We start from the raw sequence: 25,127 nt of genomic DNA, 5'->3' as shown, positions 1-25,127 counted from the left end.
ACCCACATAGAAAGGGCTGTTTAGCATGAAGATTGTTGATTTGGAACTTTATCATAGCTCGATTCCATTGCATACCCCATTTAAAACAGCGTTGCGCACAGTAACCATTGCGGAAAGTATAGTTGTGAAAATAACCTGCGATAATGGCATCACTGGCTGGGGAGAAGCCCCGCCGACACATGTTATTACAGGGGAAAGCCTGGCGAGCATCCATTATGCAATGGATAAAGTGCTCCGTCCGGTTATAATCGATGCATCATTATGTTCTTATGCAGCTATTTTTGCCCGTTTAGAGAAAGCAATCACAGGCAATACAAGCGCCAAGGCTGCAGTGGATATGGCATTGTATGATTGTCTTGCACAAGCAGCCGAACAGCCTTTATATCAATACCTGGGAGGCTATCGTTCGCAGATTGAAAATGATTATACGGTCAGCGTGAATGAGACGGAACTGATGGAGCAGGATGCAAAGTTATATAAAGAGAATGGGTTTCGGATTTTAAAGGTGAAAGTAGGCAAGGACCCAGCAGAAAAAGATATAGAACGGGTAGCTGCTATCAGGAAAGCTGCAGGAGAGGATGTGCTGATCCGGTTAGATGCCAACCAGGGCTGGACGGCGAAAGAGGCTGTGAAAGCTATTACACAAATGGAAGAGCTGGGATTAAATTTGGAATTGGTAGAGCAGCCTGTGCCGGCACATGATGTGGAGGCGCTCAAATATATTACCGAACGTACCACAACACCGATTATGGCTGACGAAGCGGTATTTTCCACACAGGATGCACGCCGTGTGCTGGAAATGGGGGCGGCAGATTTAATCAATATTAAATTGATGAAGTCCGGCGGAATCCATCAGGCTATAAAAATCGCGAACCTGGCTCAGGATTTTGGTGTCTCATGTATGGTCGGAAGCATGATAGAGACCAAGCTGGGCATTACCGCAGCAGCTCATTTTGCAGCCAGTCATCCGGCAGTGACCCGCTTTGATTTTGATGCGCCGCTGATGCTGTCCGATGATATTTTGGAAGGCGGTATCCAGTATCAGGGGAAGGGAAATCAAATTACGTTTTCAAATCAATCCGGACTCGGGATAAAATCAGTGAAGAAAGCTTATCTGCAAACAATCAAAAGGGAAGGGAGCTGGTAGAATGCAGCAGTTGTTGAAGGAGCTTCCGAAAACATTCCATGTAACAAATGTACAGGCTGCAACAATTTGGACCAATCCGCAGGCAGCCAGAGCAGAGGATAAAGATGGAACCTCCCATCCTACAGATATATTAAAATGGGTCAATTCCTTAACCTATGAGGAAAGCTTGGCACTATGTAATGAAAATCGCGTACAATCGCAAACGCTATATGGCGAGCCTGTTATCGTTTTAGAAGAAGAGGGAGACTGGGCGCATGTGATTGCTCCGTTCCAGCCGTCCAAAAAAGATTCCAGAGGCTATCCTGGATATATCCCTCTCCGGCAATTGACAAGCGTGGATAAAGAAGCATGGCTTCAGGATAAATATATTGTGGTGACGACAGACAATGCCTGGCTGGAAGACCCGGCGAAAGACACGCGCATCCAGCTGAGTTATTTAACGATACTGCCTTATTTAGGGGAGAGGGAAGCACATGTTTATGTACAAACACCATCCGGAAAGCAGCAGATCGCCAAAGAAAAAACAGTCACCGTGACAAAAGAGGACGGGATAAAACAGGGCAGCGGAGCAGATATTGTAACTGCAGCTCTTCCCTTCATCGGATTGGATTATTTCTGGGGAGGGATGAGCTCCTTCGGCTATGATTGTTCCGGTCTGGCCTATGCTGCACATAAAGCAAATGGTTACTGGATTGCCCGGGATGCGGGAGACCAGGCGAGGGCGGGAGAAGAAATTGCAAACGATGCCCTCAAGCCGGGAGATTTGCTTTTCTTTGCCTATCAGGAAGGGAAAGGAGCCATCCATCATGTCGGCATCTATAAGAGTGATGGCGAAATGCTGCATTCCCCGCAAACCGGAAAAGGGGTGGAAATCACGCCTTTAAAAGGGACCGAGTATGAAAAGGAGCTCTGCGCAGCAAGAAGATACTGGAGGTGAGGAGATGGAAGAGAAAATCCTGGAAGTAAAAAATCTAGTGAAATACTTTGATGTCGGGAGGTCAGATATTTTAAAAGCTGTTAATGATGTATCTTTTCATATTTTTAAAGGGGAAACGTATGGGCTGGTTGGCGAATCCGGCTGCGGAAAATCTACCATCGGCCGCACGATTCTAGGATTATATGAAAAAACAAGCGGGGATGTCTGGTTTAATTATGAAAATGTCCATGGGTTGACGGAAAAGGAACAATTCGCTCTCTACCGTAAGATGCAGATGATTTTTCAGGACCCCTATGCTTCGCTGAATCCCCGGTCTACCATTAGGGAAATTATCTCTGAGCCGCTGGAGGTACATGGGGTTTTTAAGAAGAAAAAAGATCTGATGAACCGGATATATGAACTGTTGGAAGAGGTAGGGCTCAGCCGGGATCATGTGAACCGCTATCCGCATGAGTTCAGCGGCGGACAGCGCCAGCGAATCGGAATTGCAAGAGCGCTCGCGCTAAACCCGGACTTTATTATTGCGGATGAGCCTATCTCTGCATTGGACGTTTCTGTGCAGGCGCAGGTCGTCAATCTGATGAAGCGGCTGCAGCGGGAAAAAGGGCTGACGTTCTTATTTATTGCCCATGACCTATCGATGGTAAAGCAATTTTCAGACCGGATCGGCGTAATGTATCTAGGGAATTTAGTAGAGGAAACAAGCGGAGAAGCGCTCTATGAAAATCCATTGCATCCTTATACCAAAGCCCTGCTATCAGCTATCCCGATCCCAGATCCGGATATAGAAGAAAAGAGAGAGCGGATTATTTTAGAAGGCGAATTGCCAAGCCCTATCAACCCGCCCTCTGGCTGTGTATTTCGAACAAGATGCCCCATGGCAATGGAGATATGCAAGGACGTCAAGCCGGTATGGCAAGAGATAGATCCCGGGCATCGTGTAGCCTGTCACCTCTATGATAAAAATTATCAAGACAGCCTGACAACAGGACCGCAGCGGACAAAAGAAATTGTCGAAGAAGAAATCCAATCATAGCAGGAGAAACCATGGAAACTCTTAAACAATAGAGCCCTTCTATGGTTTTTTGTGTGTATATCATAAAAGCGAAATTTTTTGATAAGTGAGATAATGGAAGCCTGTCCAAATTTCTTGTTGGATACGATGTTTTAATATAGACGATACCATAAATGTTTTTGGCGGAACGCCTGATTGCAATGGTTTTCGATGGGACGCGTAATGGAAGCAATGCTTTTAGATTAGTGAATTTTATTAATTTTGATACAGATAGTAATAAAACCTATCTAGCGTAGTGTTTTTCTGGGGTTGCGATTACTCACCCCACCAAAACCCGTCGCAGCGGCGTTTTAACCTGACAACATTGGTAATCGCGGTCCGAGAATGTCACGCACCAAGTTTTTAACCCTTATTCCGCAGGGTCGCAAAACCTCCCCGCTGAATAAAGCTTCCTTTTTAATTTTCCATTTGCATAACGTACTTCTTACATTTTTTCTTAAGAAAAGGTCTATTTTGCCGGCAAAATGTATAGATTTAATAGTAGGCATGATAGATATAAACAGCTTATCACTCTTAAGAAAAGGAGGAGGAACGTGTATAACAAAAAATATAAACGGAAAAACACAGCAATTCATAAGAAAATGAAGCAATTGAAGCAGAAAAACAGGATATCGAACCAGCCAATGCAGAAAATCGTACCTTTTTCTAATCGGAAATCAGTGCATTATAAGCCTCAGCGCCCGTCTCCTTGGAAGCAGATAGTCATCACGGTTTTTATGATTATGATAATTTTTATTCTTGCTGTCCCGACAGTAGTTGTGCAAATGTCAAAGACAGAGAATCAAATTAGCGCTGGCTCAGAGACGGTAGATAATAAGGAGGAAGCAAAGCCAGATGAAGAGAATGAGCCAGAAAGTCCTCCAGAAGAGACAGCATCCAGCGACGAAGCAGTAGAAGTCGGGGCTTCTCCATTCAATGTTTCTGTCATGCGCGTGAGTAATGAAGAAGTGGAAAATGTTCCGGTAGAGCAATATGTCGCTGGTGTGGTTTCTTCGGAGATGCCGGCAGAGTTTGAACTGGAGGCATTAAAAGCACAGGCGATTGCTGCAAGAACATTTACAGTTAACTTTTTATTAAATGGCGAGAAAAACGATAGCTATGACCTGACCGATTCGACACAGCATCAAGTATATAAAAGTGAACAGGAGCTCCAAGAACAGTGGGGAGCAGAATATCATGAAAAAATGAACAAAATAAATCAAGCGGTGAAAGAGACAGAAGGGCAGATTATTACTTACAATAGTGCGCCGATTACGGCTTCCTTCTTCTCCACCAGCAATGGATACACGGAAAATTCCGAGGATTATTGGGAAGGCGAGGTTGCCTATCTGCGCAGTGTAGAGAGTCCCTGGGATCAAGAATCACCAGAATTCACCCAGCAGACAACGCTGACTGTCGCAGAGGTATCCGAGGCTTTAGAAATCCCGCTTCAGGATGATAAGGCCATTCCGATGGAAATCAGCCATACAGACAGCGGCAGAGTAGATGAAATAACCGTAGCCGGAAACGCATTTACTGGCCCGGATTTCCGCGATAAATTGGGCTTAAGATCCAGTGACTTTACCATTGAACAGAGTGACAGCCATTTGATCTTTACAACACAAGGCTATGGGCATGGTGTCGGCATGAGTCAATACGGAGCAAATGGCATGGCGGCAGAAGGTAAAAACTATGAAGAAATCATTCATCACTATTACACAGATGTTGAAATCAGCCAGATAGGTGAAATAGCACCAACCCTCGTTTCTAACTGAGACGGGGGATTTTTTATCAAAAAAATAGGGTAAGCCTATCAATGTCTTTTCTATTCATGTGCAAAAAACTGCTTCATATGGTTTGAGAATCAGATGCTTTTGAAGCTGCTGCGATGAAGCTTTTCCTTCTATCTTAAACCAGGATAAAAGGGAAATAACCTATCTATGAAAACCTCTGCATAAACTACTTATTATGAAAATCAAAAAAATTTTTTCATAGCCATGTATATAATTCTCTTTTTCTGCTCACAATGGTTGCAGAGGTGATGAAAATGAAAGAGGAATTCAAAGGCCCAAAAAATAAATGGAGCCAAATTTTCCGCAAGAAATGGTTTTTCCCAGCAATGTATTTAAGTATCGCAGCTGTTTTATTAGCAGCAGTCGTTTGGTATCAAAATGCAGGATCTGATGTTTCAGAACCGGCTGATCAAAGAAATGGAGAGGAAGAATATCTTCCAGTAATGAATGAAGAAGATTCCGTTCCGGTAGTTGACCAGCAGGAATTGGTAGGAATGCCGCTTGAAAACACAGATGAAGCAGAAATCGTAACTAAATTTTTTGACTACAACGCAGAACAAGAAGACAGAGAAAATGCACTTGTACTTTACAACAATCGTTACTATCAAAGTACAGGAGTAGATATCGCAGCAGCAGATGCAGAATCATTTGATGTTTTGGCTTCTATCAGTGGAACAGTAGAAGAAGTGAAGGAAGACCCATTACTAGGCAACGTGGTTGTTTTATCTCATAGTGAAGATTTAAAAACGTATTATGCTAGTCTTGAAGATGTAGCTGTCACTGTCAGCGATAAGGTTGAACAAGGAGACAAGCTGGGAACAGCTGGAAAAAACTTGTTTGGTAAAGACAACGGAACACACGTGCATTTTGAAATCCGTAAAGACGGCAAAGAAGTGAATCCTGAAAGCTACTTTGAACAGCCGGCATCCAGCATTGTCGTAGAAGAGAGTGCGGAAGAGGATGAAGCAGTAAGTGATGAACCGACTTCAGGAGAAGATGTAACAGAGCCTGAAGAAGATACAGAAGACGCAGAAGAAGCAGAGCAAGAAGAAGTACCAAGTGATGAAGACGAAGAAGCAGATGAAGAAATTGATGTAGAATTGGACAATTCAGAAGAATAATAAAAAATGCTTGGGAAACCAAAAAAACCGGTGATGAATCCTTCATTGCCGGTTTTTTATTGGCTTTTTTGAACATCCTTTAAAGCAATACAGGAACGAACTTTTGAAAATACATCTTGTCCCGGAAATTATTTGTACAAATCTTAAGCATAAAGGAACGTTTTTTTTAATATGATGATATTACAAACCATGCAATCGAACTGTCTGAGGTGAAAAGACATGTGATTTAGAAGTATCCTTCATCTAAAGTGGAACCCTTTTTTTATATACCAATGACTACATAAAAATAGTCAACCGCTTATTATAGTATGTGTTCAAAAAAGTGCAATGAAAAGGACCGAGTCGGCTAAAAACGCAACGTTAGCGGAAAAGCAAGCTAACGTAGAATTTCGATGTGTCATTTTCAGAGGATTTTTTGAACATCCTTTTATAAGTCCTATCCCAAAACATACACCCTGTCCAAACGACACCTCGGAATTACAACTTAGGGGGGCGAACGGTGTGCATGATTACATCAAAGAAAGGACAATTAAAATAGGGAGGCATGTTGTAGAAACCAGAAAAACAGTCCGCACCATTGCAAAAGAATTTGGCGTATCCAAAAGTACGGTCCATAAGGATTTAACAGAGCGCCTGCCGGAAATCAATCCCAAACTGGCACTGGAAGTAAAAGAAATTTTAGAGTATCACAAAGCAATCCGCCATTTACGCGGGGGAGAAGCAACAAGAAAGAAGTATAAAACACCGCCAACGGAAGGGCCGTTAACTGAAACAAAAATCACACAAACATTCCTATCTTCCTCCAGCAGGCCAAAAGCACAGGGAAGCTAGGAAAATAGAGACAATCCAATTTTTAACAAAAAGTTGGATTGTTTTTTGTTGTCATTTCTTTGTACAAAGGAGAATCACGAATAGATCAAGGATGATTCCTATTAATGCAAATTAGGAGAAGATTTTATTTAAAGTAAATTATCAAATAACTTATTGACTGAACGAACGTTAGGTAATATAATAATCTAACAATCGTTAGGTGGTGAGGAATTGCAAAAAAAGTTAATTGATGCAGCACTGAAACAATATGCTTTAAATGGGTATCACGGCGCAACAATGAGGAAAATAGCCAATGAGGTTGGTATTAAGCCGGCATCTATTTATTTTTTTTACAAAAATAAAGAAGATTTATTTATAATGGCATTCAAGCAATTTTTGGATAACCATTTTGATAAAATGAAAAGTATTTTGAATGAGAAGCGGGAGGAGCCTGCTCAGAATATTTTTTCTGCCATGTTTGAAGGGATTGCAGACCACCATAAAGGAGATATGGAAGGAACGGATGCTTATATTTCATTAGTAACTTCTCCAATACCGGGGATCTCGCAATATTTATATGACCATATGAAGCGATATAATGAATGGCTTGTTGCCTCCTTAGATTCAATATTAAGAAATAGTTATCCGCAGATGCAGGCAGACGAAATTGACAGAATTATTAAACAGTTCGTTTTGATTGGTAACGGCGTCTTTTGGGGGATTAAATTATACGATGGGGCTGATTTTGAAGAGCAGATTATGCTGGCAAGCCAGCTGATGCAATCATTATTAGAGGAATTGCATTTTAAATACATGTAAACACCGATATTTTAATCAGTGCAAGGAACCCCAATGCTTTTTGAGAGGACGAGTAATTGCAACAACGGTTTTAATAGACCGAGTAATCGCAGGTCTCAATGCTGTCAGAGGCATGAATGATGAAATATCAAGCGAAGTATATACCGAGTTTTCTAAAAAATAAGTTATTAACTCAACTTTCGCACCTAAGAATAAGCAAATATTTCTTGCTATTCCAAGATGAACATGTTCTTCATTACCATGCTTGCATTTTGGTGAAATATCCGGCCTTTTTGGAATTGATGATGGTGCATAGCTCCGCTCCGGCCAACCACTCCGCTTTCCGTGGGGACGGCTTCAGCTAACTTGAAAAGAAAATCGCTTTTCAAGTGGATCTTCAGCTCGCCCTGTTCCCATAGGAGTCTGCGTGGTTGGCCTGCGCTCTGATAGGATTCTACAGCGAATGAAAGAAATAACATTTTAATGAGCTGGACGAAATAGCAGCTTTTGCCTGAACAACCCAATCATAACAGCATGAAATGACGAAGGAGGAATAAAAAATGGGGAATAAAACCAATATTGGAGATGATTATTCACTATCCAGAGTACCCAGATCGGCAAGACAGTCTCTTTGGAGTATTACGATTATTAGAGTAGGAGCATTAGCAACCATTTCCCAATTTATTTTAGGTGCATCGCTAGGTTATGGAATGACATTCTGGCAAGCTTTTTGGGCAACGATGCTGGGAAGTGTTATTTTACAGGTTATCAGCTTTCTTTTAGGGTATGCAGGTGCTAAAGAAGGTCTCTCCACCAGTTTGCTTTCAAGATGGACAGGGTTCGGCAGATACGGATCGAGCATTATCGGAGGCGTCATTGCTATTTCCTGTATCGGGTGGTTTGGGGTTCAAAACTCTGTGTTTGCCGATGGTCTGGTACAGGCTACCGGAGGAGCACTTCCGCATGCAGCTGCTGCTACGATTACAGGATTAGGAGTTACTGTACTCGTTATCTTCGGTTTTAAATTATTGAGTATCACAGCTACAATTACCGTACCATTATTTCTATTAGCAATGGCTGTCGGTGTTTATTATGTATTTAGTGAGCATTCTATCAATGGATTATTCTCTGCAGCTCCAGCTGGTGATCCTTTAACAATGGGGGCAGCTGCTACAATGGTTGCAGGCGGATTTATCATTGGAGCTGTTATTACACCAGATTTCACCCGATTTGCTAAAAGCGGTAAAGATGTATTCTGGATGGCTACCATCGGGGTACTGATTGGGGAACTTGGAATCAATATGATAGCTGTATTGATGGCACTTGCTGCCCGGACGAATGATGTAGTGAGTATTATGGTACAAGCATCCGGCTGGCTTGGAGCATTTGCTGTTGTTTTATCTACAGTTAAAATTAATAATTTGAATCTGTATTCTTCGTCTCTCGGCTTTACAAATATTTTTGATTCCGTATTTAAAATAAAGCTTAACCGTGCAAAGGTTACATTAGTGATTGGTATTATTGGAACGGTGCTTTCCGTGCTTGGAATGCTGGATTATTTTGTTGATTTCTTAGTGTTCCTCGGCGTACTTGTTCCGCCAATTGCGGGAATTATGGTGGTAGAGTACTTTATTTTAAAAACACACCGTAAAAGTTTGGATGAATCCAGAGAACAAGGGACGCTGCCCACAGATGTTGAAAAAATGCATCCTGTTACACTGATTGCCTGGGCAGCGGGTTTTGCTGCAGGGTATATCATCACAATTGGTATTCCATCCATTAACTCGCTATTGATTAGCGGAATCTTTTATTATATTGGGTCCCTTATCTTTAGAAAAAAGAAATAATACAAATCAAAACTTATATTCTGGAAACATGGAGGCTTAAAAAATGAGAAAAATAGGCAAACAAGAAATTGAAGATATCGCTGTTGGTGCAGCACTGCTTGGAACAGGAGGAGGCGGGGATCCATATATCGGAAAGCTGATGGCGCTGCAGGCAATCGAAGAAAATGGACCAGTAACTTTATTGGATATAGATGAAGTTCCAGAGGATGCTTTAGTTGTTCCCTCTTCCATGATGGGGGCTCCAACGGTCATGCTTGAAAAAGTTCCCAGTGGAGAAGAAGCGATCGAGGTTTTTGGGAAACTGGAAGAATTTCTTGGGGAAGACATTTATGCAACTTTTCCGATTGAAGCGGGAGGAGTAAACTCCATGCTGCCTTTTGCGCTCGCTGCAAGACGGGGATTGCCTGTTATTGATGCAGATGGAATGGGAAGAGCATTTCCTGAACTGCAGATGGTTACATTCTATTTAGATGGTATCCAGGCTACTCCGGCAGTAATCGGCGATGAAAAAGGGAATACAGCGCTGTTATCCACGATTGATAACGTCTGGACAGAACGCATTGCCCGCGCCTCTGCCATTCAAATGGGCGGCTCTGTAATGAATGCCATGTATTCCATGCGAGGTAAAAATCTAAAAGATAGCGGAATTGCCGGTATTTTAAAGTTGGAAGAGGAAATTGGAAAAACCATTCGCCTTGCTAAAGCAAATAATGTCAATGCGATTCAGGAAGTTTTGAAAACAGTGGGCGGGTTTGAATTATTCCGTGGAAAAGTAACAGATATCGATCGGAAAACAGAAACTGGTTTTGCGAGAGGTACAGCATCCTTTGAAGGAATCGGTGACTATAAAGAAGAAACGCTTCAGCTTCGTTTTCAAAATGAGCATCTTCTTGCTCAAACAGATCGGCGATTGCTTTGTGTGACACCGGATTTAATTGCCGTACTGGATGCAGAAACAGGTTTGCCAATTACTACAGAAGGAATCCGTTATGGTTCCAGATGTGTCGTTATTGGTATACCATGCCATGAAAAATGGAGAACGGAAAAAGGGATTGCAACAGTCGGACCCAAATATTTTGGCTACGATGTCGAATATACGCCGGTGGAAGAATTAGTTCGTAAAGGAGAGACGGAATAATGAGTACGTATCGTATTGGAATTGACGTAGGTGGAACACATACGGATGCTGTTTTGCTGGATCAGGATAATCAAGTGATTTCCGAAACAAAATCATCCACAACAGAGGACGTAGAAACTGGAATTTATACAGCGATGCATGAAGTGATTACAAAAGCAAATGTGTCTCCTGAACATATCCGTTATGCCATGCTTGGGACAACGCATTGTACAAACGCTATTGTAGAGCGGAAAGGGTTAAACAACATTGCTGCTGTTCGTATTGGTGCCCCGGCTACATTGGCAGTGAAACCGCTGGTAGGCGTGCCGGATGACCTTCGTGCGGCGCTTGGAAAGCATGTTTACCTTGTACGTGGCGGACATGAATTTGATGGCAGGGAAATCGTTGATTTAGATGAAGCACATTTATACAAAATTGCCAATGAAGTAAAAGGAGAGGTAGATTCTATTGCAATCACTTCTGTTTTTTCTCCTGTATCTACCGACCATGAGGAGAGAGCAAAGAAAATATTTCAAGAAGTATTAGGAGAAGACGTGGCCATTTCATTATCTGCTGAAATTGGTTCTGTCGGTCTGCTGGAACGTGAAAATGCAACAATCTTGAATGCTTCCGTAATCCGTGTAGCGAAAACAGCTGCAGACGGGTTCATCAATGCGTTAAAAAGTGAAAATATTGATGCAAAAGTATTTTTTGGACAAAATGACGGAACATTAATGTCTGTTGATTACGCGGTTCGTTACCCGATATTTACAGTTGCCTGTGGTCCGACAAACTCTTTGCGCGGCGCTTCCTATTTAGGGAACCTGTCTGATGCTATTGTTGTAGATGTTGGCGGTACAACCTCAGATGTTGGTGTGTTAATTCATTCTTTTCCGCGGGAATCTTCTCTGGAAGTAGAAATTGGAGGAGCAAGAACGAATTTCCGTATGCCTGACTTAATTTCTATCGGACTCGGCGGAGGAACAATTATCCATGCAGAAGAAAACGAAGCATTTTCAATTGGTCCGGACAGCGTCGGGTACCGTTTGCCTGAGAAAGCAATGATTTTCGGCGGTGATACACTGACAACAACAGATGTAGCAGTAGCGCTTGGTAAAGTTGATTTAGGTGATGCATCCAAAGTGGCTCATCTGGATAAGTCATGGCTGAATAAAGTTTATGAGAAGATGGTGGAGCTTGTAGAAGAGGCTATTGACAAAATGAAGACAACCGCGGATCCCATTCCTGTTATTCTTGTCGGCGGCGGGAGTATTTTATTACCAACTGAATTAAAAGGGGCTTCACGCGTCCTCCGACCAGAACACTCCGGTGTTGCTAATGCCATTGGTTCAGCGATTTCTCAGGTCAGCGGACAAGTAGAAAGAATCTACTTATTAGATGAGGTAGGACGGGAGCATGCACTGGAATCGGCAAAATCGGAGGCAAAAGCAACAGCAGTAAATGCAGGTGCAGATCCGGAGACTCTTGTGATTGTTGATGTAGAGGACGTTCCTTTAGCTTATCTCCCGGGAAATGCCACACGGGTTAGAGTGAAAGCAGCCGGAGAACTGCAGTGGAACGCATAGCCTAAAAAAATACAAAGAAGTGTTCAGGCAAAGTTGACATAGGAAATATCATGTCAACTTTGCCTTTTTAATTACTCCACTTTCACATTTTAAAGTAGTTTGTCCTCTGGATATTTTGGTGAAGCGTCTTAAAAAAATAAAAAAATCTTATTTTCATACAGTTAATTACCGGGTTTTGTGGTAAAATAGTATACTAGTAGCATTTTGTCTTAGGACGGTGCAAGATAGTAACGCTAGGAGGATTTAGATTCATGTTTTCCAGAGATATTGGGATTGATCTTGGTACCGCAAATGTGTTGATACATGTAAAAGGAAAAGGAATAGTTTTAAATGAACCATCTGTCGTTGCCATGGATCGAAATACGAACCGTGTGCTTGAAGTTGGAGAAGAAGCCCGCCGTATGGTTGGACGTACACCGGGTAATATAGAGGCGCTGCGCCCGTTAAAGGACGGCGTTATTGCTGATTTTGATGTCACAGAAGCCATGTTAAGATATTTTATAAATAAAATTAATGTCAAAGGTGTTTTGTCAAAGCCGAGAATGCTTATTTGCTGCCCGACAAACATAACGAAAGTGGAACAAAAAGCCATTAAAGAAGCAGCAGAGAAGTCAGGCGGAAAGCGCATATACTTAGAAGAAGAGCCTAAAGTAGCTGCGATTGGCGCTGGAATGGATATTTATCAGCCAAGCGGAAACATGGTAGTAGATATCGGCGGCGGAACAACCGATGTAGCCGTGTTGTCCATGGGCGGCATTGTTACTTCGCAATCCGTTAAAATGGCTGGAGATAAGTTTGACTGGGATATTCTGCAATATATTAAAAAGGAATACAAACTGCTTATTGGTGAACGTACTGCAGAAGATATTAAAATCAATGTCGCTACGGTGTTCCCTGGATCACGTAAAGAATCCATGGATATCAGAGGCCGGGATATGGTATCTGGCTTACCGAGAACGATAACGATTGAATCAGAGGAAATTTCACAGGCGTTGATGGAATCTGTAGCACTTATTGTTCAGGCAGCTAAAGCAGTTCTGGAACAGACACCTCCCGAATTATCCGCAGATATCATTGACCGGGGCGTTATCCTGACTGGAGGCGGCGCACTGCTTCATGGAATTGACCAATTATTGGCGGAAGAATTAAAGGTTCCTATCTTTGTTGCAGAGGATCCGATGGATTGTGTTGCAAAGGGAACGGGAATCATGCTTGAAAATATTGATAAGCTTGAAAAAAGAAGTGTAAACTAATCATTATTAGAAGCTGGCAGAATGTGTTGCTTATTTTATTACCCTGCCAGCTCTAATCTTTTACATACAGAGGAGGAAGCTTTGTGTTAAGAGGTTTATATGGAGCGGCAAGTGGTATGATAACGCAGCAGCGGCAGCAGGAAGCATTGTCTAATAATATTGCCAATGCAAATACGCCAGGATACAAAGCCGATCAAACGGCAATTCGTGCTTTTCCGGAATTATTGATACAGCAAAGCGGCGGGAACACCATCCCGACCACGCAAGGAGGTTTCAATATTCCTTTATCCCGTCAATTGGGCGGTATGAATACAGGCGTATATGTTCAAGAAACGATTCCTCATTTTGCGCAAGGGGATATCAACGAATCGGGACTGCCGACAGATGTTGCGATCGAGCAGGGAAATGTTCCAGATGAAAATGGGGCTATCTTCTTTGCCGTTCAAAATGAAGATGGAGATGTACGTTATACGCGAAATGGTAATTTTACGATTGACGCAGAAGGTTTCCTTGTGACGAATCAGGGATACTATGTTTTAGATGAAGACGGGAATAACATTCAGACAGACGGAACGATAGAGACTATTACCCCAGAGGGCGTTATTCCGACAGCTGGCGGCGATGTGACAATTGGTATGCAGTATGCAGCGGATGCAAACACACTGACGAAAGAAGGAAATGATCTTTTTGAAGGGGATGCAGAGGCTGTACCGGCAGATGCAGCGTATGTATTGCACCAGGGGGCATTAGAACAATCGAATGTCAATACCGAACAATCCATGACGGATATGATGAATGCTTATCGGTTATTTGAGAGTAATCAGCGCGTTTTACGGGTATATGATGAGAGCCTCGGAAAAGCTGTTACAGAAGTTGGCCGATTAGGATAGGGGGAAATTGAACATGTCACGTATTATGAATCAATCAGCAGTAACCATGAACCAAATCCAGCACAAGCTTGATGTTATTGGCAATAATATTTCCAATAGCAACACAACTGGATATAAAAACAGACAAGTTGAATTTTCTTCCTTACTAAGCCAGCAAATTGATAATTTGAATGCTCCTGAAAATGCAGAAGGCAGACTGACTCCCGATGGAATACGTGTGGGAGCAGGGGCGGGTTTAGGTGCTATTAACCTGAACCAGCTGCAGGGAAGCATGATAGAGACAGACCGCAGCTTAGATGCTGCATTAACGGAAGAGAATATGTTTTTTCAAGTGAACCGCGTAGAAAATGGGCAGCAGGATACAGTCTATACGAGAGACGGTTCCTTTTTCCTTTCTCCAGTTGAAGGAGGGGGCGTTGCCTTGACAACTTCCGATGGTCACCCTATTATCGGGACAGAGGGACCGATTGAAATCCAAGACGGGTTTGATGCCATTGAATTAAATGATCAAGGTCAATTGTTGGTCACCAGAGACGGTGAACAGGCGGCAGAAGCTGAATTGGCTGTTGTGGAAGCTGTACGTCCCAGCGCTTTGGAAGCAGAAGGAGATAATTTCTTTACTGTTTCAGGAGCAGCGGATATAGACGAAATCATACAAGCATATGCTGGTGAGGGCGCTGTAATCCATCCGCAGTCATTGGAGCAATCAAATGTGGACATGTCGCAGCAGATGACAGATATGATGGCAGCACAGCGGCTTTATCAATTTAATTCACGTTCCATCACCATGGGCGACCAAATGCTTGGGTTAGTGAATACCATTCGTTCCTGATTCAGGTTGAGACGATGGCAGTTACATACCGTTAGTGTTCAAGAAGGATGCGTTGTTTGATTGCTCTTTTTGAACATCCATTTGTAAGGAGTTACTGAAATGACGAATAATCCATCTTCACAGAATACCTCACAGGAAGCTGAGCAAGAGACAGCAGCTGGTGAGGAACAAGCAGTACAACAGGATATTTCTAGAAAAACAGATAAAAAAGAAAAACAGCAGCGTAAACGTGAGGAGAAACGCAGCAGACCGCGTTTGCGTATTTTTCCGATTTGGCTGCGTATCATTGTTATCACAATTTTTGCTGCAGCAGCCTTCATCATTGGCCTAATGATTGGTTTTGCTGTACTTGGCGACGGATCTCCATTAGATGTTCTGCGCCTAGAGACCTGGCAGCATATTATCGACATTGTAAATAAAACAGAGTAAAACATATTCGAGGATGGACGAATATGTTTTTGCTATAGTTTAAATAGGTACGTTAAGCAAAATATTACTAAAACTGAATTTGTGCACAGATAAGAAAAAACAAGAACACTACTTGCTCTTTAAATCATCGGTGTTCTTGCCAAGAAGATCTCCACTACGACGGTTTTCGATGGAGCGAGTAATGCCAGCATTGTTATCAGGTTAATGAATTTTTAAATGTGATATTTGATACAACTAGATAGCCATTTGTTTTCTTATAACATTGACGAAATGATGATTGAGAACAGAGACTAGCGAATGCTTTTTGATGGGACGAGTAATCGCAATGGTTTTCGGTGGGGCGAGTAACCGCAGTCCCAGTCCCAGAAGAAAAACATGGAGACTCCTGGTCGGCTAAGAACGGTCACGTCCTGTGACCAACGACCGACACTAGGACGTCCTGTCCGTCGTGGGAAAGCGCGGAGGGAAGACCCCGCAGAAAAAAAGCGAACTTCTTTTTTCCTACCCTCGGGGCATAAGTGCGACTTTAGCTCTGTCTGCGCCTGTCGGCTTGCCAATCGCTCAGTCTTCTTTAAAGGAGGCTGAGCTCAAGCCCATGGAAAGCGTAGTGTTTTTCTGTAGCGGCAACTATTAATATTAATTTATATAGCGTAGTGTTTTTCCAGAGCGGCTGTTTTCAGCTATTTTATTAACATTCTTATTTTAAAAAAGGAGTCGAAAAAATATGGATATTCAACAAATCAAAGAAGTTCTTCCGCACCGTTATCCGTTTTTATTAGTGGATCAGGTGAAGGACATAGAAGAAGGCAAAAAAGTGACAGCCATCAAAAATGTCACAGCAAATGAACCATTTTTCCCCGGCCATTTCCCAGATTACCCGGTAATGCCTGGAGTTCTTATTTTAGAAGCATTGGCACAAACAGGCGCAATCGCTGTTTTAGGCATCGAAGAAAACAAAGGGAAAATCGGCTTTTTAGCAGGCGTGGATAAATGCCGCTTCAAACGTCAGGTGAAGCCAGGAGATCAGCTGGAGCTGGTGGTTGAGATTATTCGCATGAAGGGGCCAATCGGCAAAGGAAAAGGCGTTGCGACGGTTAACGGTGAGGTTGCATGTGAAGCAGAAATTACATTTGCAATCAAATAAAGGATTCGTCAGCAATATGTAATAAATTTCCTAAATGATTATGAATAAGAAATGTATGATTCCTCTTTTCTGGGTTAACCTAATTTCGAGCAATAGGTTAATATAGAAGGGAGGAATTTTTTATGAAAAAAGTATTATTAAAAGTTGGTGCTTCTGCTCTTGCTCTTACGCTGGTAACTGGATGCGGTACATCCAATAATGAAGAGCCGGCAGATGATAACCCGACCATTGATCATGAAGAAAGAGAAGATGAATTTAACGGTAACGACGATAATCGTAATGATGATCCCATGGATGAAGACAACTTTGACGAGAGAGAAGAAGACATGCCTCGTAATAACGAATAAGCCGCTCTAAATAATAAAGAAGAAGGCAATGACTTTTTGGTTATCCTCTTACAGTGAGAAGAGAAATAAAAATTCTCTCACGCTGATAGGAGTAAATCCCCCACGTCCATTACCTTCTTCTTATTATTTTTTAAGAAATGATGAAGCCTGCTTAATGAACATATTCTTCACTTTCCGTCACATCATCGGAAGTAAGACCGGATAATACATGAACACGTAAAATATAGCCGGCCAGCTTTTGTTCCTCATTCACTACAGCTAAAGGAAAGCTGGACTCCAATGCTTTCGGGATTAAATCATTGATATATTCATCTCCTGCGACAACCGTAATATCTTTCTTGATCAGATCGCTTAATTGTTTATGCTCTTTAATTCCCTGTATCGCATCATCAATCGTCACAATCCCTTGAAGCCGTCTGGAGCGGTCTACGACAAATACGCTGGAGATGCCATTTTCGCGCATTTCTTTGACAGCCACATTGATTCCATCCTTGATGGAAACAAGCGCATTCGGCTTGGTCATAATATGACTTGCCTGAAATACCTTGGAACGGTCGATATCTTTAATAAACTCAGAAATATAGTCATTGGCGGGGCTGGCGATAATCTCTTCAGGAGTCCCGACCTGCTCCACATGTCCATCCTTCATCACAGCTACGCGATCGCCGATTCGAAAGGCTTCATTCACATCGTGTGTAATAAAAATAATCGTCTTTTGCAGCCGTTCTTGAATGTCTAACAGCTCCAGCTGCATTTCCCGGCGAATCAGCGGGTCAAGTGCACTGAAAGGCTCATCCATTAATAAAATATCCGGGTCATTGGTGAGTGCTCTTGCTAAGCCGACACGCTGCTGCATACCGCCGGATAATTCATCCGGATATTTATCCTCATAGCCCTTTAACCCTACTGTTTCAATATTTTGCATTGCAATTTCCCTGCGTTTTTCTTTTGGGACATTCCGAATTTCTAATCCATACTCGACATTTGCCAAAATCGTCCGGTGGCTGAAGAGACCAAAGTGCTGGAAAACCATCGCAATTTTTTCCTGACGGACTTTTTTTAATTCGTCCCGGCTGCATTTGGTAATATCCTGCCCGTCAATCAGAATCGAACCGTCTGTCGGTTTATTCAGAAGGTTGAAGCAGCGGATTAAGGTGGATTTCCCGCTTCCCGACAGCCCCATGATAACGAAGACCTCTCCCTTTTGAATGTCAAAGGTTGCATCATAGACACCAACCGTATGATTTGTTTTCTTCAAAATTTCTTCCTTCGATAATCCTTCTTTGATCATAGGGATGACAGATTTCGGTTTGGAACCAAATATTTTAGAAACATTTTTTACTTGTATTTGTACAGACATTATTGATTACCTCCACGACGTTGTACTTTTTCTGCGATACCATTGGTAATACGATCAATAATAATCGCCAGAAATACGATACTGATACCAGCTTCAAAGCCGAGCGCAATATCGATCCGGTTAATCGATACCAGCACCTGCTCGCCCAGACCGGAAGCACCGACCATGGATGCAATAACAACCATGGCTAATGCCATCATGGTCGTCTGGTTGACACCGGCCATAATTGTCGGCAATGCTTGCGGCAGCTGAACTTTGGATAAGGTCTGCCATCTGGAAGAGCCAAACGAATGCGCTGACTCCACAACCTCTTTATCCACACCGCGGATAGCCAGGTCGGTTAAACGGATGACCGGCGGCAGGGAATAAATTAATGTAGCGAAGATAGCAGAAACATTACCCAGACCAAAGAAGAAAATAGCCGGGATGAGATATACAAAGCTCGGCATCGTCTGCATCGCATCAAGAATCGGACGCAAAATCATCGAGACCCATTTATTAAATGCCATTGCAACTCCAAGCGGAATTCCAATAATCAAGCAAATGATAACGGCAGTTAAAATGATGGAAATCGTAATCATCATTTCCTCCCACAGGCCAAAGCTCCCAATGAGAAAAATAAAGAGGCCGTATAAAACACCTGAGAAAAGCGATTTAAAATACCATCCAAGTAAAAAGATGATAACGATAAACAGCCACCATGGAATAATCATTAGAAAATCAGTGAGTCCGCTGATAGACCTCGAGGTGATGAAAAATATAAAATCAAATAAAACTTCTAAGTTATTGGCAAGAAAGCTGACAAATTCGTCAACATACTTTCCAGCTTCGAATGTAATGTCTGGAAATTGAATCATAAGCATGATAACTGCTAAGGAAGCAGTATTTACCTCTCTTTCTGTAATGTATTTTTTAGTTAAGGTAAAAACGAAATGACGGATTGTGAAAAAGAAAGAGCAGCTAACCTGGTGGCCAGCTACTCCACGTTATTGTTTATTTTTTTATTCCAATGAATCAACTACATCCTGTGCAGTATCTTCTGGAAGCCAGGCTGTCCAGATATCTTCGTGCTCCTGCATCCACCAGATAGCTGCTTCTTCTGCTGATGCGCCATTATCTTCCATATACTCTAACGCTTCTTCGGTTAATGCGCTGCTTGTTTCATATTGTTCTAAGAATTCCACAACTTCAGGTGCTTGTTCAAGAAAATCCGGATGAACGGAAATAACCACATCATTTGGCGGGAATTCGGTTCCTTTTGACTCTTCCCAAATTTCTTCATCATAAGGTGCTTCTTCTAGTAAAATCAAATCATATTTTGCAGTAATCGCTGTAGGTGACCAATAGTAGCCGACCCATCCTTCTCCAGCTTCATAAGCACGGGCTAAATCGGTAATAATAGCTGAATCAGAGCCTGGGCTAAAGTTATTAAAGGTCTCATCTAATTCATAGAAATCGAATTTATCATTAATGGCTTCCTCTACAGCCCATCCGCTCGGCGCATTAATAATACGTCCTTTATCCGGATCTTCCGGATCTTGGAATACTTCCGGATAATCCTTCAAGTCTTCTACGGTTTGTAAATCAGGTGCAAGCGGCTCAATTCCTCGTTCTGGATCACCCTCGATAACGTAGGCAGGAACATACAGCCCCTGATTGTTATCATCAAAATTCACAGATAAGGTTTCAATATCGCCCGCTTCTGTTAATTCCTCATAAATATCGCGGATATTATCTGTCCATACCTCCATATACACATTGATATCCCCATCACTTAACCCCTGTATGGTCGCTGCAGTTGAACCGGAAGTAATATCTGTATCATAGCCGTATCCTTCTTCCATGATTTGTGCCGCAATATAATTGTGTACATTAATACTGTCCCAGCCGGCATCAGCTAAAACAATCGTATCAATTTCTCCCTCGCTTGATGCATCGCTGCATGCAGTTAAAATAAGAACCGATGCAGTTATCAAAGCAAATAATAATTTCTTCATTTTTTCTCCCCCTTTTATTTTTGGAATTTTCAGGTATATATTTCGATGAAAATGAAAGCAAAATAGTGTGTAAAACAAAAAATTTTGCAGCGGGTTAATCAATCAAGCTATTTATTCAAAAGCTGAAAGAAAATGATGTATGAGGATGGAAATAAGCTATGATTCGATTTTTAATTATACCTTATAGTTATAAAATTAAACAAAGCGCTTAAAAGTGGATAAAGATGCATATTTCGATGTATAAAGAGGTGAAGGCAGGTTTAAGTGTGTTTATCTTTGTAATTGTCGAGAATGCTCTAAAATACGTATGCGTTTTCAAAATGATTGATAAAAATCAGTCGAATCTTGTCAGATTCATAGGAAAATAGAATGATGGAGGACTGCGATTACTCGTCCCATCAAAAGCGCTGGGACTGCGATTACTCGCCCCACCAAAATCATTGCTGGAATTATTATGCGGCAATAAGCAGATAAGACTTGCGTCTGACGTTCCGTGAGGGGATATGTTATAGAAAAAGTGTATTTAATAACTTCTCTCATCACCTGGCAGACAAACGTTGCTTGGGTATTTTGAAAGGGATATACTTAAATGAGGAATTTTTTGAAACGAATTGCGTGTCACTTTCGTACGAAACAAAGAGACAGAAAAAAGGTATAAAAACGAGAGCAGGCAAATGCCAGTTAAAATAAGGAAGGGGTATCTACATAACCATGAAAAAAAGTATTGGAGCAATTGGATTGATTTTGATGCTGTTTGTTTTAGCGGCGTGTACAGAGGATGACAATGAATCCGCTGAAGAAACACAGGAGGAGGTAATTACTTCTGTACAGACAGAGGAGGTCGAAGAAGGGGAATTGACGCGGGAAAGAACATTTAATGCCCGGCTGGAGCCTTCACAGACAACCCCGATTATGATTGAACAGCCTTTAGAAGTAGACACCTTAGAAGTAAATGTCGGCGACACGGTAGAAGAAGATGAGACAGTCGCTGAATTAACGCTTGATGGCAATACACAATCTGTGGACGCACCGGAAGCTGGGGAAGTCATTCAGATTCAGGCCGGGGAAGGCGAGAATATCGACCCGGAAGAGCCTTTTATGCTGATTGCGGATACAGATGAATGGAAAGCAGAAGGCAGTGCCTCCGAAAGCATGCTGAACCTTTTGAATATCGATGATGAAGTAGAAGTGACTGTGAGCGGAGAAGAGAAAACAGCTGCGATTACCAATATAGATCAGATTCCGGATGATACCGGATTATATCCGGTTACGGCAGCTTTTGAAACTGGAGATTCGTCCTTTATCTCCGGAGCTGTTGCAAAAATAACCGTCGAGGAAACCGTAGAATCGGATGCCTTATTAGTACCTACAGAAGCGGTTGTAGAGAGTGAAAGGGAGTCCTTTGTTTTTGTGGTAACGGATGAGGAAACGGTAGAGCAGCGCGAGGTTTCTGTTATTACGATGCAATCCCGGCAAACCGCAATCGAGGGAGATATCGAAGCTGGGGAAGAAATCGTCATAACAGGTCAATCCGGATTAGAAGACGGCGATGCTGTCGAAGTAGTGAAAGGGGAATAGATTTTGAAACAGCTTATAAAAACTTCAGTAAAACGGCCAATTGGCGTCATTATGATTGTATTAGCTGTTCTTGCTTTAGGGGTTATGTCCCTGCGAAATCTTGCGGTCGATCTTTTCCCTGAAATAGATTTGCCGGTAGCCGTCGTTGCTACCAATTATCAAGATGCAGCACCAGAAGATGTGCAGAATTTAATCAGCAGACCGCTGGAATCAGCAGTAAGTGCAGTAGAAGGAATCGATACGGTTCAATCTCAATCACAATCTGGGTCCTCCATGGTAATGATGATGTTTCAAAATGGAACAGATTTAGACCAGGCCCTGTTGGATGTGAGAGAACAGGTCGACCAAGTAAAAGGAATGTTACCTGATGGAGCAGGGGACCCGAATATTCTTCGCTTCAGCCCTGATTCACTTCCGGTTATGTACCTCGGGTTAACGGGCGATGATTTAGCCGAGCTGACCGAAATCGCAGACCAGCAAATTGTTCCTTTCTTTGAAAGACAAGAAGGGGTAGCCTCAGTCACGATTGAAGGCGGCTTAGAAAGAGAGATTCAAATTGAATTAGATGAAGCGAGCTTAGAACAATATGGCATCTCGCCTCAAAGTGTCATGGATACACTGGGAAGCGAGAACAGCTCTTCCTCCATCGGTACGGTAGAACAGGGAAATCAGGATTTACAGATTCGCGTCATTGGTGAATTTGACAACATAGAGGATATTGAAAATACACAGATTCAGTCAGAGGCAGGCGGCGTTGTCCGTATTTCGGATATTGCAGACGTGCAGGACGATTTTAAAGAGACTTCCTCCGAAACGATGGTGAACGGGGAGCATGCACTTGTCTTGTCTGTAATGAAGCAGACAGATGCGAATACGGTAGAGGTTGCATCGAATATTACAGATGCGATGCCGGGAATGATGGAAGATTTACCAGAAGGAATGGGTTTAAATACCATCATTGATACCTCTGAATTTATTGAAATGTCGATTGATTCGGTCATGAATAATATTTTAATTGGAGGGGCAATCGCCTTTCTTATTCTGCTCCTGTTTTTAAAGAGCATCCGTGCAACCATTGTGATTGGATTATCGATACCAATTGCGATTATCGCAACCTTTGTATTAATGTACTTTACGGGTCAGACCTTGAATGTACTTTCCCTGGGCGGATTGGCTTTAGGGATTGGAATGATGCTGGATAGCTCCATTATTATTTTAGAAAATATTTATTCCTACCGGCGCAGAGGCTACAGCCTGTTTGAGGCGGCAACCAAGGGATCGATTGAATTAGCACCGGCAGTTATTGCTTCAACAACGACGACATTAGTCGTATTTTTACCAATTGTTTTTGTAGAAGGAATGTCATCCGACTTATTTACACCATTAGCACTGGCTGTTTCCTTCTCCTTAGTCGCATCTTTAGTCGTTGCGATTACATTAGTACCAATGCTCTCCTCGAAGCTGTTGGCAAATGTCATGGAAGGATCGGGAAAAAGGTATTGGTTTGACAGGTTTTTAAATTGGTTGAAAACACGTTATGGAAAAGGATTAGAAAAAGTACTGAGATTTAGAAAAACAACCGTCCTGGTAACGATATTAGCGATTATCGGCAGCCTTTTTCTCATTCCGCGTATCGGGATGGAGTTTATGCCATCAGCCGACCAGGGACAAGCGCAGATCACGGTAGAGACACCGCCGGGAAGCAGCTTAGACTATACGATCGGCATGACAGAACAGGTGGATGACATTTTAGCAGACTATGAGGAATATATGGATGTCAGCTATGTAACCATCGGATCTGCTGACTTTACTGGCAGTATGAATGAATCAACCTATACGCTGCAATTAATACCTGCATCAGAGCGGGACCGGTCAACGGAACAGATTATGGTAGAGATCGATGAACGTGTGCAGCATATTGCAGGTGCTGATATTGCAGCCTCTGCGATGGATGGCGGTATGGAAATGGGAGACCCGATTACGATTCAATTAAATGGCCCTGAAAATGATACCCTGATTGATTTATCCGAACAGGTCCTTGCTGAAATGGAGGAGGTTGAAGGAGTAACCAATACAACCTCTACAGCAGAAGATGGCATTCCGCAAATGGAAATTCGGGTAGATGAGGACGCAGCCTCCAGCTATGGGCTGTCAGGGTCGCAAATCACCAGCCAGCTGGAAATGAAATTCTCCGGACAGGTGGTCGGCCAATATCGGGAAGAAGGACAGGAAATCGATATTACCATTGCCTATCCAGAAGATACTCGCACAAGTATTGAAGACCTGTTAGACAGCAGTATTCAATCCCCTTCAGGAGCAACGGTTCCGTTGGATGAACTTGTTGAGATCGAGCAGGCAGAAGGACCACAGACGCTCCTGAGAGAAAATCAGCAGGCACAAATGAATGTCAGCTCGGGAGTTGTCGGTCGCGATTTAGGAAGTGTCGTATCCGATATTGAAACGAAGCTAAGTCAAATGGACTTTCCTGAAGGCTACAGCTATAGCATTGGCGGCCAGGCAGAAGATATGGAAGAGGCCTTTATGGAGCTTGGCGTAGCGCTGATATTCTCGATTTTCTTAGTGTATATCGTACTCGCTGTACAATTTGAAAATCTCCTGCAGCCATTTATTATTATGTTTGCATTGCCGACAACCATTATTGGTGTTATTGGCGGACTGTTTGTGACAAATATATCCTTAAGCGTAGCCGGCTTTATCGGCATTATTATGCTTGCCGGAATAGTGGTTAATAACTCGATTGTACTTGTAGACTATATCAATATTCTGCGCAGAAGAGGAATGGACCAGATAGAAGCTATTATTGAAGCAGGACGCTCCAGACTGCGCCCAATCATGATGACATCCCTTACCACGATTCTGGCGATGGTTCCGTTAGGGCTGGGAATTGGTGAAGGGGCCGAGCTGCAGCAGCCATTAGCTGTAACGATAATCTTCGGTTTAACGATTTCCAGCATCTTTACCTTATTCTTTGTTCCTGTTATTTATCTGATCTTTGATAACATAACGAAGAAAGTAAGGGTAAGAAGGAAGCGGAAGAAAGCAGCGAAAAAGTAAACGTAAGTAATG

Annotated in this window: 21 protein-coding genes; 18 read left to right on the top strand and 3 right to left on the bottom strand. The window is 42.5% G+C overall.

Annotation, left to right across the window (positions count from 1 at the left end; all coding sequences use genetic code 11):
• The first annotated feature begins 25 nt into the window (after window positions 1-25).
• The 16 genes from MKX55_RS20670 (at window position 26) to MKX55_RS20595 (ending at window position 17,105) form a co-directional block, all read left to right on the top strand.
• Window positions 26-1,147 carry a dipeptide epimerase gene (locus tag MKX55_RS20670; RefSeq protein WP_289585502.1) on the top strand — a complete coding sequence of 374 codons (1,122 nt, stop codon included), beginning with the start codon at window positions 26-28 and terminating at the stop codon, window positions 1,145-1,147.
• A gap of 1 nt (window position 1,148) precedes the next feature.
• Complete coding sequence (locus MKX55_RS20665) at window positions 1,149-2,084, top strand: NlpC/P60 family protein (protein WP_339234658.1); 936 nt, start codon at window positions 1,149-1,151, stop codon at window positions 2,082-2,084.
• A gap of 4 nt (window positions 2,085-2,088) precedes the next feature.
• The gene (locus tag MKX55_RS20660) at window positions 2,089-3,120 is read left to right on the top strand and encodes an oligopeptide/dipeptide ABC transporter ATP-binding protein (protein ID WP_339234656.1); all 1,032 of its coding nucleotides are present in this window, start codon (window positions 2,089-2,091) and stop codon (window positions 3,118-3,120) included.
• A 572-nt stretch (window positions 3,121-3,692) separates the two neighbouring features.
• Entirely contained in the window at window positions 3,693-4,913 is a 1,221-nt protein-coding gene (gene spoIID / locus MKX55_RS20655; RefSeq protein WP_339234653.1) for a stage II sporulation protein D, read from the top strand.
• Window positions 4,914-5,185: 272 nt separating this feature from the next.
• Window positions 5,186-6,052: a M23 family metallopeptidase gene (locus MKX55_RS20650; RefSeq protein WP_042529539.1), complete on the top strand. Its 867-nt coding sequence runs from the start codon at window positions 5,186-5,188 to the stop codon at window positions 6,050-6,052.
• A gap of 501 nt (window positions 6,053-6,553) precedes the next feature.
• Complete coding sequence (gene spoIIID / locus MKX55_RS20645; protein ID WP_042529541.1) at window positions 6,554-6,883, top strand: sporulation transcriptional regulator SpoIIID; 330 nt, start codon at window positions 6,554-6,556, stop codon at window positions 6,881-6,883.
• 210 nt (window positions 6,884-7,093) lie between these two features.
• Window positions 7,094-7,681 carry a TetR/AcrR family transcriptional regulator gene (locus MKX55_RS20640; protein ID WP_339234650.1) on the top strand — a complete coding sequence of 196 codons (588 nt, stop codon included), beginning with the start codon at window positions 7,094-7,096 and terminating at the stop codon, window positions 7,679-7,681.
• Between the two features lie 539 nt (window positions 7,682-8,220).
• Complete coding sequence (locus MKX55_RS20635; RefSeq protein WP_339234648.1) at window positions 8,221-9,507, top strand: cytosine permease; 1,287 nt, start codon at window positions 8,221-8,223, stop codon at window positions 9,505-9,507.
• 43 nt (window positions 9,508-9,550) lie between these two features.
• Window positions 9,551-10,645: a DUF917 domain-containing protein gene (locus tag MKX55_RS20630; protein ID WP_256705206.1), complete on the top strand. Its 1,095-nt coding sequence runs from the start codon at window positions 9,551-9,553 to the stop codon at window positions 10,643-10,645.
• Window positions 10,645-12,210 (top strand): hydantoinase/oxoprolinase family protein, encoded by a 1,566-nt coding sequence (locus MKX55_RS20625; RefSeq protein WP_339234646.1) that lies wholly within the window; start codon window positions 10,645-10,647, stop codon window positions 12,208-12,210. Before MKX55_RS20630 ends, MKX55_RS20625 begins: the two co-directional genes overlap by 1 nt.
• A 251-nt stretch (window positions 12,211-12,461) precedes the next feature.
• Window positions 12,462-13,463: a rod shape-determining protein gene (locus tag MKX55_RS20620; protein ID WP_042529553.1), complete on the top strand. Its 1,002-nt coding sequence runs from the start codon at window positions 12,462-12,464 to the stop codon at window positions 13,461-13,463.
• An 83-nt stretch (window positions 13,464-13,546) separates the two neighbouring features.
• Window positions 13,547-14,353: a flagellar hook-basal body protein gene (locus MKX55_RS20615; protein ID WP_339234643.1), complete on the top strand. Its 807-nt coding sequence runs from the start codon at window positions 13,547-13,549 to the stop codon at window positions 14,351-14,353.
• A 13-nt stretch (window positions 14,354-14,366) separates the two neighbouring features.
• Window positions 14,367-15,185 (top strand): flagellar hook-basal body protein, encoded by an 819-nt coding sequence (locus MKX55_RS20610; RefSeq protein WP_339234641.1) that lies wholly within the window; start codon window positions 14,367-14,369, stop codon window positions 15,183-15,185.
• 99 nt (window positions 15,186-15,284) lie between these two features.
• Entirely contained in the window at window positions 15,285-15,614 is a 330-nt protein-coding gene (locus tag MKX55_RS20605) for a DNA-directed RNA polymerase subunit beta (protein ID WP_042529560.1), read from the top strand.
• A 724-nt stretch (window positions 15,615-16,338) separates the two neighbouring features.
• The gene (gene fabZ, locus MKX55_RS20600) at window positions 16,339-16,758 is read left to right on the top strand and encodes a 3-hydroxyacyl-ACP dehydratase FabZ (protein WP_042529562.1); all 420 of its coding nucleotides are present in this window, start codon (window positions 16,339-16,341) and stop codon (window positions 16,756-16,758) included.
• 122 nt (window positions 16,759-16,880) lie between these two features.
• Window positions 16,881-17,105, top strand: coding sequence for a hypothetical protein (locus MKX55_RS20595; protein ID WP_042529564.1), 225 nt, complete (start codon window positions 16,881-16,883; stop codon window positions 17,103-17,105).
• A 151-nt stretch (window positions 17,106-17,256) separates the two neighbouring features.
• On the opposite strand, the gene MKX55_RS20590 is transcribed toward MKX55_RS20595, so the two are convergent.
• The 3 genes from MKX55_RS20590 to MKX55_RS20580 form a co-directional block, all read right to left on the bottom strand.
• On the bottom strand, window positions 17,257-18,465 hold the full coding sequence (locus MKX55_RS20590; protein WP_256705202.1) for a glycine betaine/L-proline ABC transporter ATP-binding protein: 1,209 nt from the start codon (window positions 18,463-18,465) through the stop codon (window positions 17,257-17,259).
• Window positions 18,465-19,322 carry a proline/glycine betaine ABC transporter permease gene (locus MKX55_RS20585; RefSeq protein WP_212929177.1) on the bottom strand — a complete coding sequence of 286 codons (858 nt, stop codon included), beginning with the start codon at window positions 19,320-19,322 and terminating at the stop codon, window positions 18,465-18,467. The genes MKX55_RS20590 and MKX55_RS20585 overlap by 1 nt, the downstream gene beginning before the upstream one ends.
• A 144-nt stretch (window positions 19,323-19,466) precedes the next feature.
• Entirely contained in the window at window positions 19,467-20,462 is a 996-nt protein-coding gene (locus MKX55_RS20580; protein WP_193065083.1) for an ABC transporter substrate-binding protein, read from the bottom strand.
• A 711-nt stretch (window positions 20,463-21,173) separates the two neighbouring features.
• Between MKX55_RS20580 and MKX55_RS20575 the strand changes: the two genes are divergently transcribed.
• Window positions 21,174-22,040, top strand: coding sequence for an efflux RND transporter periplasmic adaptor subunit (locus tag MKX55_RS20575; protein WP_256705201.1), 867 nt, complete (start codon window positions 21,174-21,176; stop codon window positions 22,038-22,040).
• A gap of 3 nt (window positions 22,041-22,043) precedes the next feature.
• The gene (locus tag MKX55_RS20570) at window positions 22,044-25,115 is read left to right on the top strand and encodes an efflux RND transporter permease subunit (RefSeq protein ID WP_339234637.1); all 3,072 of its coding nucleotides are present in this window, start codon (window positions 22,044-22,046) and stop codon (window positions 25,113-25,115) included.
• The last annotated feature ends 12 nt before the right edge of the window (window positions 25,116-25,127 follow it).

Source organism: Oceanobacillus sp. FSL W7-1281 (genome assembly GCF_037969835.1).
GTDB classification, from domain to species: Bacteria; Bacillota; Bacilli; order Bacillales; family Amphibacillaceae; genus Oceanobacillus; species Oceanobacillus oncorhynchi.
This window is presented reverse-complemented; position numbering and strand designations above follow the sequence as displayed.